This window comes from Nostoc sp., from assembly GCF_036917535.1.
Lineage (GTDB): Bacteria > Cyanobacteriota > Cyanobacteriia > Cyanobacteriales > Nostocaceae > Nostoc.
Genome location: NZ_JBALDA010000061.1, coordinates 80,257 through 94,229, shown reverse-complemented (window position 1 = coordinate 94,229; position 13,973 = coordinate 80,257). Strand labels below are relative to the sequence as shown.

12 protein-coding genes are annotated in these 13,973 nt (G+C 41.1%); 8 read left to right on the top strand and 4 right to left on the bottom strand.

Annotated features, from left to right (window positions below; translation table 11 throughout):
- Positions 1-14 precede the first annotated feature (14 nt).
- On the bottom strand, positions 15-698 hold the full coding sequence (gene sufR / locus V7K56_RS19980) for an iron-sulfur cluster biosynthesis transcriptional regulator SufR (RefSeq protein ID WP_334912822.1): 684 nt from the start codon (positions 696-698) through the stop codon (positions 15-17).
- 244 nt (positions 699-942) lie between these two features.
- Between sufR and sufB the strand changes: the two genes are divergently transcribed.
- From sufB to V7K56_RS19950, 6 genes are all read left to right on the top strand, one after another.
- Positions 943-2,382 (top strand): Fe-S cluster assembly protein SufB, encoded by a 1,440-nt coding sequence (gene sufB / locus V7K56_RS19975; RefSeq protein ID WP_334912819.1) that lies wholly within the window; start codon positions 943-945, stop codon positions 2,380-2,382.
- 187 nt (positions 2,383-2,569) lie between these two features.
- Positions 2,570-3,361, top strand: coding sequence for a Fe-S cluster assembly ATPase SufC (gene sufC / locus V7K56_RS19970; protein WP_334912817.1), 792 nt, complete (start codon positions 2,570-2,572; stop codon positions 3,359-3,361).
- Complete coding sequence (gene sufD, locus V7K56_RS19965; protein WP_334912815.1) at positions 3,361-4,728, top strand: Fe-S cluster assembly protein SufD; 1,368 nt, start codon at positions 3,361-3,363, stop codon at positions 4,726-4,728. The genes sufC and sufD overlap by 1 nt, the downstream gene beginning before the upstream one ends.
- A gap of 43 nt (positions 4,729-4,771) precedes the next feature.
- Positions 4,772-6,034, top strand: coding sequence for a cysteine desulfurase (locus tag V7K56_RS19960; protein WP_334912874.1), 1,263 nt, complete (start codon positions 4,772-4,774; stop codon positions 6,032-6,034).
- Positions 6,035-6,762: 728 nt separating this feature from the next.
- Positions 6,763-8,121 (top strand): AAA family ATPase, encoded by a 1,359-nt coding sequence (locus V7K56_RS19955; RefSeq protein ID WP_334912813.1) that lies wholly within the window; start codon positions 6,763-6,765, stop codon positions 8,119-8,121.
- Entirely contained in the window at positions 8,118-8,912 is a 795-nt protein-coding gene (locus V7K56_RS19950) for a hypothetical protein (protein WP_334912811.1), read from the top strand. Before V7K56_RS19955 ends, V7K56_RS19950 begins: the two co-directional genes overlap by 4 nt.
- A gap of 2 nt (positions 8,913-8,914) precedes the next feature.
- Here V7K56_RS19950 and rtcA read toward each other — a convergent pair whose 3' ends face one another.
- The 3 genes from rtcA to V7K56_RS19935 all read right to left on the bottom strand — a co-directional run bounded on the left by rtcA (position 8,915) and on the right by V7K56_RS19935 (position 12,295).
- Complete coding sequence (gene rtcA / locus V7K56_RS19945; protein WP_334912809.1) at positions 8,915-9,964, bottom strand: RNA 3'-terminal phosphate cyclase; 1,050 nt, start codon at positions 9,962-9,964, stop codon at positions 8,915-8,917.
- 156 nt (positions 9,965-10,120) lie between these two features.
- Complete coding sequence (locus tag V7K56_RS19940; protein WP_334912807.1) at positions 10,121-11,455, bottom strand: FAD-binding oxidoreductase; 1,335 nt, start codon at positions 11,453-11,455, stop codon at positions 10,121-10,123.
- 177 nt (positions 11,456-11,632) lie between these two features.
- Positions 11,633-12,295, bottom strand: coding sequence for a GIY-YIG nuclease family protein (locus V7K56_RS19935; protein WP_334912805.1), 663 nt, complete (start codon positions 12,293-12,295; stop codon positions 11,633-11,635).
- Positions 12,296-12,466: 171 nt separating this feature from the next.
- Between V7K56_RS19935 and V7K56_RS19930 the strand changes: the two genes are divergently transcribed.
- Together V7K56_RS19930 and V7K56_RS19925 are read left to right on the top strand one after the other, a co-directional pair.
- On the top strand, positions 12,467-13,393 hold the full coding sequence (locus V7K56_RS19930) for a carbohydrate ABC transporter permease (protein ID WP_334912803.1): 927 nt from the start codon (positions 12,467-12,469) through the stop codon (positions 13,391-13,393).
- A 213-nt stretch (positions 13,394-13,606) separates the two neighbouring features.
- Positions 13,607-13,972, top strand: a complete 366-nt coding sequence (locus V7K56_RS19925) for a DUF2887 domain-containing protein (protein ID WP_334912872.1) — start codon at positions 13,607-13,609, stop codon at positions 13,970-13,972.
- The last annotated feature ends 1 nt before the right edge of the window (position 13,973 follow it).

The following is a 13,973-nucleotide window of genomic DNA, read 5'->3' as shown; positions in this document are numbered from 1 at the left end:
TATCTATGATAATTTTAATGACGTATTTGTACTAAATACCCACAACGATGTTGACCATCAATAATCCAGTGGGTGCGTTCTACGGTACAATCAGGTAAGACGGCTGCAAACATTTCTAATTCGTGACCACAAATGCTAGGAAAAGACTCGGCAACGTTAGAAATAGCGCAGTTATGCTCCATTAAGATAAAGCGATCGCTCTCAAAAGAGTCATTCACATCAACAGGGTGATACTCTGCCATGAAGCCTTCCGCTTTTCTCAACTCGACTAAGTTAGCTACACGTTCTCGCAGTGAACCATTACCCACGCGATCGCGGTATTCTTGGGCTTTGCGTTGCCACTGTTTCTCTAAAATCGATTTAAATTGATCGTGTCCTACCGTTTCGGCTAAGGTGTCTAGCAGCGAAACCGCAAAATTTCCGTGGCCATCACCAAAGCGATCGCTCACTGTGCGATGCAGGCGATCGCGTCCCTGGCGACTCAGTTGATAAAGGTGCTGCGGACGCCCCATCCCCGCCGCCTGCGCTGTTGTCGAATACAAAACTAGCCCTTCCGTCTCCAAATCTTTGAGATGGCGACGAATCGCTTGGGGGGTAACGTCTAAAAGTTCAGCTAGCTCCAAAGCCGTTGCTTTTTGGTGTTTGTGCAGATATTCTAGGATATCTTGCTTGGTTGAGGACTGGTGAGTAGTCGCCATCTTATGGTTGGTGCGAGGCGTTCAGCGAACGTCCCAAAAATTTATTTGAAAATTTGACTTTGACAACATTGTTGTTGTTAATTTAGCGTAAAATGAAGATAGCTTAAACAACAATGAAGTTGTTTTAGTCTCCACCACTATTCTAGCAGCCGTGTAACCATTCCGTAATGCGAGATGGGAATCGGTTAGCCGCAGCCCGTCTCCCATCCTAAAAAAGTTCCGAACACGAGAGAGATTATTACTGATGAGTGCCACTGTCAAATCCTTAGTCAACCAACCCTACAAGTACGGCTTTGTCACAGACATTGAGGCCGACACTATTCCGCGTGGACTAGACGAGGACGTTATCCGCTTGATCTCCTCTAAGAAGAACGAGCCGCAGTTCATGCTGGACTTTCGCCTCAGAGCTTATCGCCAGTGGCAAAAAATGACGGAACCAACTTGGCCGAATGTCAAGTATCCGCCAATCAATTATCAGGATATCATTTATTACTCAGCGCCAAAACGCAAGAAAGAAAAACTAAACAGTTTGGATGAAGTCGATCCAACCCTTTTAGAAACCTTCGAGAAGTTAGGCATTTCCCTATCTGAACAGAAGCGACTGGCGAATGTTGCCGTCGATGCGATTTTCGATAGTGTCTCTGTCGCCACTACATTTAAAGAAAAGCTAGCGGAAGATGGTGTTATTTTCTGCTCAATTTCGGAAGCCTTGCAAGAACACCCAGAACTGATCCAAAAATACCTGGGTAGCGTTGTTCCTGTAGGTGACAACTACTTTGCCGCTTTAAATGCCGCCGTATTTAGCGATGGTTCCTTTGTCTATATTCCTAAAGGCGTAAAATGCCCGATGGAACTGTCTACCTACTTCCGCATCAACTCTGGTGATACGGGACAATTTGAGCGGACTTTGATTGTTGCTGAAGAAGGTAGTTATGTTTCTTACCTGGAAGGTTGCACCGCACCAATGTATGACAGCAACCAGTTACACGCCGCCGTTGTGGAACTTGTCGCCCTCGACAACGCCGAAATTAAATATTCCACTGTCCAAAACTGGTACGCTGGCGATGCCAACGGTAAAGGCGGTATTTACAACTTTGTCACCAAGCGCGGTTTGTGTCAGGGCGTAAATTCCAAGATTTCCTGGACTCAAGTAGAAACAGGTTCGGCAATTACTTGGAAATATCCTAGCTGTGTGTTGGTGGGTGATAACTCTGTGGGTGAGTTTTACTCGGTGGCGCTGACAAATAATATGCAGCAAGCCGATACGGGTACAAAGATGATTCACGTAGGTAAGAATACCCGCAGTACAATTATTTCTAAAGGAATCTCCGCAGGTAATTCTAGTAATAGCTATCGGGGTTTGGTGAAAGTTAACCCGACAGCGAAAGGGGCAAGAAATTATTCCCAGTGCGACTCTATGCTGATTGGGGATAATGCTCATGCGAATACTTTCCCTTATATCCAGGTGCAAAATAATACTGGGAAGGTGGAGCATGAAGCTTCTACTTCTAAGATTGGGGAAGATCAACTGTTCTACTTTGCTCAACGGGGTATTTCAGCAGAAGATGCCATTTCGATGATGGTTAGCGGCTTCTGTAAGGATGTTTTCAATCAGCTACCGATGGAGTTTGCTGTGGAAGCTGATAAGTTGTTGAGTTTGAAGTTGGAAGGCAGTGTTGGATAAAGGGAAGCAAGGATAAACACAGAGACTCCGTGTTCTGTGTTTATTTTTGGGAAGAATAACGTAGACGCGCAGCGGTGAAGCAGCGCGGTCTTGGGGGTTTCCCCCATGAGCGACTGCTGAACCCGAAGGGCTTGCCGCAGGCTACCGCCAAGACGCAGAGAGCGCAGAGAAAGAGAAGGGAGAGAAGATGATTATTGAAAATAGTGAAGTTGTGCTGTCAGTACGGAATCTGACGGCTAATGTTGATGGAACACCAATTTTGAAAGGTGTGAATCTGGAGGTGCGATCAGGTGAAATTCATGCGATTATGGGGCCAAATGGTTCTGGTAAGAGTACCCTTTCTAAGGTGTTAGCTGGGCATCCGGCGTATGAGGTGACTGGTGGTGAGGTAATTTTTCAGGGACAAAATCTTCTGGAATTGGAGCCGGAGGAACGCGCCAGAAGTGGTGTATTTTTAGCGTTTCAGTATCCGTTAGAAATTCCGGGTGTGAGCAATTTGGATTTCTTGCGGGTGGCGTACAATTCCCGTCGGAAGGCGCAAGGTTTAGAGGAAATAGACGCTTTTGATTTTGACGATTTGATTGAGGAAAAGCTGGATGTAGTGAAGATGAATTCCAGTTTTCTCACTCGAAGTTTGAATGAAGGGTTTTCTGGTGGTGAGAAGAAGCGGAATGAAATTCTGCAAATGGCGCTGCTGGAACCAAAGTTGGGAATTTTGGATGAGACTGATTCGGGTTTAGATATTGACGCGCTCAGAATTGTCGCTAATGGGGTAAACCAACTGGCAAGTCCAGAAAATTCGACAATTTTGATTACTCACTATCAGCGATTACTTAATTATATAGTGCCTGATTTTGTGCATGTGATGGCACAGGGGCAGATTATTACGAGTGGTGGTAAGGAACTGGCACTAGAATTAGAGTCTCGCGGTTATGACTGGGTGCTGGCAGAATTTACAGCCGCTGAGGTGGGTGTGTAATGAGTATTCAAGTATCTCCTAGTCCTATTCCTAATTCAAATGCAGTTAGTTTGACATCGACTCTGTTAGATAGAGATGATTATCTGACTGGGTTGTTAAATCAAGTAACGGCAACGAAAACAGAAGGTTGGTTGCAGGAATTACGCCAAAGTGCTGCGAATTGGGTACGTCACTCGATTATCCCAACTACCCGCGAGGAAGAATGGCGATTTACTGATTTGTCGTCGCTACGAAAAGTGCAATTTAATCTAGAAACGGGAAATTTTGCATCTCTAGAATTTGATATTTTGCCAGAAGCGGCTAACAGTCGTTTGGTATTTGTTAATGGCGTTTTTGCGCCGGAGTTATCAGCAGTTACAGATTTACCATCTGGAATTGTGGTGAGTAATTTGGCTGCTTTGTCTGCGGTTGAGCAGGAGGGTGTACGGCAGTATTTAGCTCAAGCTGAGGGAGCGCAGGAAGTTTTTACTGCTCTCAACACGGCTGGGATAACTGATGTTGCTGTAGTATGGGTGAAGAAGAATGTGGTAGTTGAAACGCCAATTCATCTAGCGTTTATTTCGGTTGTGGGTGAGACGGCGACGATTTCGCAGCCGCGTTGTTTGATGGTGGCGGAAAGTGGTTCGCAGGTGACGTTGGTTGAGGAGTATACGAATCACCAAGGCACAGAGAAAGAGGGAGTATATTTCACCAATGCAGTTACGGAAATTTGGGTTGGTGACAATGCCCAAGTGAGTCACACTAGGGTTGAGCAAGAAGGTGCAGAGGCTTTTCATATTGGGAAAACTGCGATCGCCCAAGCTCGTGATAGTCGATATACTTGTCATGCCATAACTTTAGGTGCTAAGTTGTCGCGGCACAATTTAGAAATTTTGCAAACTGGGGAGCAGACACAAACTACTCTCAATGGGTTGACGGTGATTACTGGTAAGCAGTTGTCTGATACTCACAGTGCGATCGCACTCAACTATCCCCACGGTACAAGTGAGCAATTGCATAAATGTATTGTCGGCGATCGCGCTCATGCGGTGTTCAATGGTAAAGTTTTTGTACCCAAACCAGCGCAGTTGACAAATGCAGCCCAGTTGAATCGCAATTTGCTACTATCATCTAAAGCTAGAGTTGATACCAAACCCCAATTGGAAATTACTGCGGATAATGTAAAGTGCGCCCACGGTGCTACCGTTAGCCAATTGGAAGATGATGAAATATTCTATCTGCAAAGTCGGGGAATCGATGAAAACGATGCTCGGAAGTTGTTAATTAACGCTTTCGCCGCCGAAATCATCAACCAAATACCAGTTCCTTTTCTGCGAGAAATTCTGTTAAACACAGTCAATAATCTTAAGTCTCTGACTAATGACTAATGACCATTGTACAGATGCGATTAATCGCGTCTCTAATCTACCAATGACTTTCACCTCTACCAAAACCCTTGCTGATAAAGTTCGCGCTGACTTCCCGATATTACATCAGGAAGTCAACGAGAAACCCCTGGTTTATCTCGATAATGCAGCGACATCACAAAAGCCTTTGTTCGTATTAAATACCCTGAGGAATTATTACGAGCAATATAATGCTAACGTGCATCGCGGTGCTCATATCCTGAGTGCTAAAGCTACTGATGCTTATGAAGGTGCGCGAGATAAAGTTGCCAAATTCATTAATGCTGCATCGCGTCAGGAAATCGTCTACACCCGCAACGCAAGTGAGGCGATTAACCTAGTAGCTTATAGCTGGGGAATGAGTAATTTGCAGCCAGGAGATGAAATTATTCTCTCCGTAATGGAACACCATAGTAATATTGTGCCTTGGCAATTGGTGGCGCAAAAAACAGGTGCAGTATTGAAATTTGTGGAACTGACATCAGAAGAAACTTTTGATTTAGAACAGTTTAAAAAACTGATTTCTGACAAAACCAAGTTGGTGTCGGTGGTGCATATTTCCAATACTTTGGGTTGCATTAACCCAGTGGCAGAAATTGCTGCGATCGCTCACCAATACAGTGCTAAATTCTTAGTTGATGCTTGCCAAAGTGTACCCCATTTCCCTGTGGATGTGCAGAAAATAGATTGTGATTGGTTGGTAGCATCTGGTCATAAAATGTGTGCGCCAACTGGGATAGGATTTCTGTATGGCAAGTTGGAATTGTTAGAATCAATGCCACCATTTTTTGGTGGTGGTGAGATGATTGCAGAGGTGTATTTAGACCATTCAACATACGCAGAATTACCACATAAATTTGAAGCTGGTACACCTGCAATTGGAGAAGCGATCGCACTTGGTGCTGCGATCGATTATCTTAGCAGTATTGGCATGGATAAAATCCACGCCTACGAAGCAGAATTAACAGCTTATTTGTTCCAACAATTAGAACAAATTCCCCAAATACGGATTTACGGCCCCAAACCAAATGCTAAGGGGGAAGGTAGAGCCGCTCTTGCGTCATTTACAGCCGGGGAAGTGCACGCCAATGACTTATCTACATTATTAGATCAAGAAGGCGTTGCTATCCGTTCTGGACATCACTGTACTCAACCATTACACCGTTACTTAGGTCTTGCTGCAACCGCACGAGCAAGTTTATCTTTCTACAACACCCGCGAAGAAATTGATATTTTCATCAAAGTACTGAAAGAAACCCTGGAGTTTTTTGCGGGTTTTCTTGCTTAAAGTTACAAAATATTTACATCCTAATTGTGTCGATTATCAGCAACATAACTTGCTAATACTTGGCACAATTTAATTATTTAGATTTTTCAGAGGACATAGTTGTGCTTGTTGTATGTCATCCAAAAGTGTTTTCCCACCAGGCGTAGCATTTTTAATTATACCCCATGCCAATTCCCAGTCCCTTGTATTTGCGATCGCAAACTAACTTAACCTAAATATATGCCTTTAGCAGAGGTAAATTCAAAAACTATGTTCAATATTTAAGTAAATAGTAAGTATCAAGAACAACGGAACTCAGTTTTAACCCTACTTGCGATCGCCTTGTAAATTTGTCATTTGCTTATTTTTACAACAAATCTGGCTTTACAGGATTGATTGCAAATGCCCCTAGATAAAGTATCAAAAGTTTTCTGTCTCCGCTTATAAAAGCTCCTTTGCCTTTGCCTCATTTCAGTTCTTAGAAATGAGGCATTTTCTATGTTGCCATACACCCAGGCGTAATTTGTCATCGAGAATAGAGGCAAAGGTTAGTGCTGCAATGTATTTTGCTTAACCTAGTATATTGACTTGTGCTTCATCTTTGTGTTGCTAGCGATCGCTTTTAGAGAAAAGCTTTAATCTAGTAATCAATTCGATTAGTTAAAAATACTGAGGTCGATTAAGTAGCAAATTTGATTCAATTAATCAAACAAACGGTTTTGTCATTGTTCCCGTTTGCTTATTAAGCAATGCTACCTACAGACTGGAACCAAATTTTAGACAATATTTTGCCTGATGAGAGTAGTGAGGCGTTTATAAGTGATGTTTTTGTAAGACCTCTAATAAAGGCACTTGGATTTAATCATCAAGAATATTTTTCAGAATTTACTACGGGGAATGGAACAGTAGATTTTGCTATGCGTAAGAATATTGATAGTGATATTTTTGCATTGTCTAGAATCAATCCCTATTTATTGATTGAAGTCAAAGCACCCGCAACAGGAACAGGAGCAAAATTTAATTTATCAGAAGACACTCCTCAATACATAAATACTAAAGAGCAAATAAAAAGATATTTACTTGCTTCTAAGTGCAACACATCTCAATGGGGAATTATTACTAATTCAGTTCATATTCAGCTATTTCGGCGACATGGAAAAGTTGTATTCCCTGCAACTCCAAGTATTTTAATTAAAAAGGATAATATTAATACTATTGTTTCTAATGTAAAAGATTTAATTCACAATCCGCCCAAAGCTTTAACTATTTGTGTTTATAACAACAAAGGAGGTGTGGGAAAAACTACAACAACTGTTAATCTAGCAGCTACTCTTGTACAACAAGGAAAGCGAGTGTTAGTAATTGACTTTGATCCACAGCAAGGAGATTTAACTAAATCTCTTGGTCTACAAGTAAGAAAAATTAGTTTATATGATTGTCTATCCGATAGATATTTAAACATTCACGATACACTTCAACCATTTACAGTCAAATTTAAATCTGGAAAATCATTACAATTTGACGTTATTCCCGCAGATCCCAAACTAGAAAATTTGACAGAGCAAGACTTAGCTACAAGAATTGAAAAGGGGTCTGCTAGGTTAAAAGATTCTCTAAAAGCTTTTGTGTATGAATATGATTATATATTTATTGACTGTCCAACAAATTGGATGTTTTTTAGTCAAAGTAGTCTCTACGCCTGTGATGTGGTTTTAATACCTACCAAACACAATAATTTAGCATCTCTAGATAATGCAGCTAAAGTAATTAAAGAGTTAGTACCAAAAGTTAAGGCAGCTAGACGAGATGGTGGGCCAATCGCCTTACCTATATTTTTTAATGGTGAAAGTATCACTCCTCCTCAACTTAAAACAGCAACTCAAGAAATTGAAGCCATTATTACAAGAGAGATGCAAGTATCTAAGTTTAATTTACTTCCTTACTTTTGGCCAAAGACTACAAGAGCTAACATTGACAAAACCATATATAGTCTGCCAAGCTATGCGATTGTAGCAAATGCTGCATTTTCTCGAATCCCAGCAGCTTTCAAAAATTCTACAGCTGCTGAATATTATCGTGGTCTAGCTAAGGAGTACTTTCTTGTATGAGTGATTTTGATAATATTGGCAAACTAATGCATCTGAAGTTGACTGATATTGAATCTGGAGATCAGTTTTCTGAATCGGAATTTATCATCAAAGCAGCAGCAGAGTCTATCTTACAAGCTGATGGGCGAAATTGGATTCCTGTTATTGTTAAAGAAATTGATGACTATCAATATCAAGTTGTTAGTAACCACTTTATTTATATAGTTGCTCAACAAGCTAAGTTAGAGCGAGTTTGGTGCATAGTTATATCACCAGAACCTCAAAGTATTGAGCAAGCCAAAATTTTAGCTAGAGAAATTTTACCTAAAGTAAATTTGAATATAGCATCACGAGATACTATTCTAGCTGCACTCAGATACTTAATATCAGAACCAAGTAGTGCATTAAAGGGTGTAGATCCTATTATTGCTACAAACCGAATTGCAGAGTCTAACCGCAAAACTTGGTCTAATTTTAACCCTATACTTACCTTGAAATGTGGAATTACTAAAGGTAAAAAGTTAGATGCTCTTGCAAAAGTATTCTTTTTTTCATCATTGCCAGAGCCACTGCCGTTACCACCAGAAATTGTGAGTATCAAATCTGCATCAAGAGATGAAGTGTTTACTCGTTTGATTTATTTGTCAAAATCTAAAATAGATGGTTTTGAAGCTATTGATATAGAAAAATCATCTGATATTATATTTAGTGCTAGTAAAGGTAAATGGAAAAGCTTAAATCCTATCTCTAAACTTGAATGTGGCATTGATACTATAAAAATAAAGGCTCTTAAAAAAGTGTTTAGTCTTTAATCTTATCCATTAATTACAGGAATAACTGACACTACTTTCTCAGCTTCATTTACTCTAATCTGCGCCAACCCAAACTGTTCAATAACCGCTGCATTTGTCGTCAAATGCCTACTTACTTCAGCCACTCGATACTGACTTTCTTGTGAAGCTAAAGCAGCTGGCAATAATAACTGATCTGCTAAATGTTCATCCACTGCTGCGCCGGTGTAATGAAACTCAAGCAGTTGCTGACAAGCAATCTCTGCAACTGTTTCTGCCGACAATCGCAAACGCCCAAATCCACCAAAGCCAGTTAAGCTATTCTGATACTCAGCAGTTAAAAAAATACCCGCTCCAGGAGCCACACCTTTTTCTCGCAAGGTCTGTACAGCAACTTTTAAATGGGCTGACCGTAATAAATTCTCGGCACGATTCGCCATCCGTTGCGGAATATGAGAAGGCAATTCCGTCACCACCGCTAGTCCTCGCACCTGTTGTAAATTGCCCCGTTCCAATAAGTCGATTCCACCGAGTTTACCACCGCCATCTACCTGTAACTCTACCTCTCCCCCACCTTGGGGATACCACCCCCAAGCGCCTAACTTGACTTGGGCTTCTACACCCATGCGTTGCAGTATGGGCAGATAAACTTGCTCAATATACGTCGCTGTCGGGCTAAAGTTCACATGAGTTCCACCCTTTAGTGTCACCAAGGAATTGCCAGATGCTAGTGCCAAAGGTAAGAGAATTGTCTGTAAAACTAGAGCGATCGCACCCGCAGAACCACCTTGTTGTGCTTTACTAACATCAAAGGTATAAATTCCAGCTTGCACAGCACTACCTGGGATGAATTCCAGCAGCATTGAACCCAAAGCATCACCTCGTAGTTGGGCATTACAAATTCTCGCCGCAGCCCGAACTGCTGTTAAGTGTTGTGCTGCTAATCCTGGCTTTTTGCGTCCAGCACGAATGCCTGTAATTCGTATGGGTTCGCCGGTGATGGCGGCTAGACTTAAGGAAGTGCGAAGAACTTGTCCGCCTCCCTCTCCGTAGGAACCGTCAATTTCAATCATAGGCGATTTTGGGATGTTGGATTTTGGGTTATCCCCACGGCTCTTAAAATCAAACCACAAATTATAAGCGCCCAACAGCTAGCTTTTTGGAGGTAGGTTACACAAATATACAGAGAAATTTCTGGTATGTGTTTCTGTAGTTTGCTAATTTTGAATTTAGAATTGAATAACCTTGCTTTTACCGGGATTCATCAACCCATAAGGATCGACTATTTGTTTAAATTTTAACTGCTCAGGATCGATAACTTTTCTGCCACTGTCTTCAATAATATACGTATGAGGATTGGCAATACTCACACCTTGTTCTTCGTGATAGCGGATAATTTCATTGAGGCGTTCTTCTGTGGTGTAGCGCACAAGTTGTAATGCACCAGGAACTACGACACCATTCACCCGAAAAAATTCTAAATGCATCATTACCTCATTGCCGAAGTAATTATACATCTGCTCTACTAGTTGCAAACTGCGATGGCGAGGAAACATACTTTGTAAGTAGGTAATTGCAGTATCTACACTCCGGGCAAGTAAAGTAGTGTGGTTCCAGCTAAATTCTGCTAAATGTGTACCTTTGTCTGCTTCCTCGGCTGGTTTTTTATATGTAATTTGTCCGCCATATTGCTGCACCAAACCCGGTAAAAATTCCAAACTTGGCTCGGAAATTATCAAAAATACTGAGTGAGTACCTTCAGTAATATACTCTTGCAGGGCGTGAAAGTACTGAGAAATTTGGGATGCAAAGACAGAAATCAACTTTTTAATCATGCCATCAGCATTGCCAATTGCCTGACCAAACTTTGCTGCTGTCATAAAGTCGTCAAAGGTGACAATGACTTCTGCCCAAGGATAAGCTGGCCCTAAAGGAATTTCGACTTCAGTGATGATACCATTAATTCCCCAAGTATGATTCACCTTTTGGACATCATCGCCACGTACTTCGATCGCCCGAGGTTCATCTTCTACAGTTACCACTCGCAGTCCTAAGATATTACCGCGATCGGCTAATAACCCATATTGAATCGAGCCAATTCCGCCACTTCCCCCAGCAATAAATCCGCCAATTGTGGCTGTGCGGTACGTAGAGGGTGCCATACGAATTTCCCAGCCAATTTCTCGTGTTTTTTTATCCAAAACTGCCAACTTCACCCCAGCTTCTACCCGCGCTACTCCCGGTTTTACCCAAAGAATCTCTTGCAACCGCGTCATATCTAAAATTACACCACCGTGCAACGGCACACATTGCCCATAATTCCCAGTTCCCGCACCTCGCACAGTTACAGGTATACGATGTTTTGCACAGGCGGCTGCAACTTTTAGAACCTCTGCTTCATTAGCAGGACGCACTACGATATCCCCAATTTTTCCCTCTAGTTTCGACACTAACACAGGGCTAAAAGTGTGATAATCCTGAGATAATTTTGCGACTTGGCTAGAGTCGGTAATAGTTTCTATACCTTCTAGAGAATTAATCAAAGCATCTAATTTTATCGTCATATATATCCTTTTTTTAACTCAGAAGAACGCAAAGGTTTACACAGAGAATTAACTCCTCTGCGAGCCTTTGCGCTTCCCTCAGCGCTTCTCTGCGTTTTAAAATCTTAACTTTTATCTTTCACAGCAGTTTCATGCCACTTACTTAATAGTCAGATAAAGCACTCAACCTGACCAAAATCAATACTTAGTTTCCTGTGTCTGTGCATCGATAATTACACTCCAATCATCGTTTTTCACAGCAGCTTCAAGTTGACGCTGACGTTCGGCTTCACTTGCATCTATTGTTTCTAAATCTTTAGAAAGGGTTGTATCAGCCATTGCTTTCCGCAGTTTTAGCTTTTTCTCCTCGTAGGCTTGAAGTTGGGCTTGTGACATTACCGCTTTAGTCGCTTCGCCTACCGTACTAGCCCACATTCCGCAATCAGTTGCATTACCAGGTGGCGTACTTTCGAGTTCTGCTATCCACGCATCACGCAAATCTTCCATTTCTTGACGTTTGGGAAACTTGAATGCTTGCACGCGTACAAAAGCACACTTTTGCTCACCATTTTGGCGAAGATGGCTGTTTAGGGAAAGCAATACATTCCGAGAATAGCCAATGTACTGCGTGCGGCGTTCTGCATCTAATACTGCGTAAACTCCGGCAATTTTAGCGTTCTGAGCAGCTACATTCCAAGCTTCAAAGTGAATAATTTCAGTACCATTGTTTGCCAATTCAGGAGTTATACTCACCTCAATAGCAGCATGTTCGTTGTCAGAACTATACAAAAAATCATGCAGTCCACGGTGGTTTATGGGGACATTTTGATGTTCAATTGGCGGATTATGCTGAGTTTCCATTGCAGTTGATCTCCAAGTTATTAATTAGCGATGTCTACGATGAGCTTTTTTACGAGAGACTACACCAATACTTACGCAAGCAAATATATGCCCTTAAAATATTGAAGCTTAAATCTACTCACATCTCCAAATCCTTGTTTTGAAAAAGCAAAAACAACTATTTAACTTCTTATGAATCAATTGATACCTAAAAATTGGATGTTCATCAAACAGCGGCTTACCCCTTATTTATTTTTACTACCCGCCTTAGTTCTTTTAGGCTTAACTGTCTTTTGGCCTGCACTGCAAGCGTTTTACCTCAGCTTTACTAACTATGAAGACATTGCCCAGCCGCCACAATGGATAGGTTTCGCCAACTTTCTTAAGCTTTGGAAGGATGCAGTTTTTTGGAAAACCTTGGAAAACACTTTTTTATATCTTGTAGGTGTAGTACCAATTTTAGTAATTGCTCCCTTAGTACTGGCAATTTTGGTAAATCAGAAACTGCGGGGAATGAATTGGTTTAGAGCAGCGTACTACACCCCAGTGGTAATTTCAATGGTGGTTGCGGGAATAGCTTGGAAATGGCTGTATGCAGAAAACGGATTACTCAATCAGTTATTTAAAGCTTTAGGTCTTTTTCCAGAAGGTATTCCTTGGCTAACTAGCCCAGCAAAAATTTTTGGCATTATACCAATTTCTCTTGCCAGCGTCATGGCTGTCACTGTGTGGAAAGGATTAGGCTATTACATGGTGATTTATTTAGCGGGGTTGCAATCAATTCCCGCTGATATATATGAAGCCGCAGCAATTGATGGCTCTGATGGCATTAGCAAACATTGGGATATTACTATACCTTTAATGAAGCCATATCTAGCATTAGTGGCGGTAATTTCGGCTATTTCTGCGACTAAAGTATTTGAAGAAGTCTACATTATGACTCAAGGAGGCCCTCTCAGTAGCTCGAAAACGATTGTTTATTATTTATATGAACAAGCTTTCAACAATTTGGAAATTAGCTATGCTTGTACAATTGGACTAGTGCTATTTTTGATAATTTTGGGTTTATCAATTTTGCGATTAGCTATTAATAAGCAAGGTGATGATATCACAATTTAATATTGCCTTAATTAAATATAGCAGTCCTAAATCATTTGTGAAAATTCTATATCTCTTTCTTCTTTCTTCCCTTTGTGTCCTTCTCTAACGAGACGCTACGCGATGGCGTTCTTAGCGGTTCGTTTCCTTATCTACATTTTTCACGACTCATTTAGGATTGCTATATATTAAATTAAAAAAATCATTTTCTCTCAGTTCTGATAATCTGAAAATATTCAAATATCAGTAGTTGCAGCAGAAGATCAAGCCGTACAGCAAGCGAAAAACTTAATAAAACAAGTACAACAAACGGATGAAGCTAATCGTAGCAATCTTTTAGAATTAGTAGAGAGAATGCTTATCTACAAATTTGTAAACAAAAGTCAGCAGGAGTTAGAAGCGATGTTTGGATTAACCAATTGGAGACAAACTAAATTTTACCAGGAAGTAAAAGAAGAAACAAAGCTCGATACGATACCCCGTCTGCTTAAGTTGGGTTTAAGTATAGAGCAAATTGCTGAAGCATTAGAATTGGATGTTAAACAGGTACAACAAGCTATTGATAAGCAAGGAAAAGAGGGAATAGAAAGTAATTCGTAAT

Coding starts and splice junctions, on each gene's coding strand:
- V7K56_RS19950 (WP_334912811.1), top strand. CDS start 8,118: ATGAGTGATTTTGATAATATTGGCAAACTAATGCATCTGAAGTTGACT.
- V7K56_RS19940 (WP_334912807.1), bottom strand. CDS start 11,455: ATGACGATAAAATTAGATGCTTTGATTAATTCTCTAGAAGGTATAGAA.
- V7K56_RS19930 (WP_334912803.1), top strand. CDS start 12,467: ATGAATCAATTGATACCTAAAAATTGGATGTTCATCAAACAGCGGCTT.
- sufC (WP_334912817.1), top strand. CDS start 2,570: ATGATTATTGAAAATAGTGAAGTTGTGCTGTCAGTACGGAATCTGACG.
- rtcA (WP_334912809.1), bottom strand. CDS start 9,964: ATGATTGAAATTGACGGTTCCTACGGAGAGGGAGGCGGACAAGTTCTT.
- V7K56_RS19960 (WP_334912874.1), top strand. CDS start 4,772: ATGACTTTCACCTCTACCAAAACCCTTGCTGATAAAGTTCGCGCTGAC.
- sufR (WP_334912822.1), bottom strand. CDS start 698: ATGGCGACTACTCACCAGTCCTCAACCAAGCAAGATATCCTAGAATAT.
- sufB (WP_334912819.1), top strand. CDS start 943: ATGAGTGCCACTGTCAAATCCTTAGTCAACCAACCCTACAAGTACGGC.
- V7K56_RS19955 (WP_334912813.1), top strand. CDS start 6,763: ATGCTACCTACAGACTGGAACCAAATTTTAGACAATATTTTGCCTGAT.
- sufD (WP_334912815.1), top strand. CDS start 3,361: ATGAGTATTCAAGTATCTCCTAGTCCTATTCCTAATTCAAATGCAGTT.
- V7K56_RS19935 (WP_334912805.1), bottom strand. CDS start 12,295: ATGGAAACTCAGCATAATCCGCCAATTGAACATCAAAATGTCCCCATA.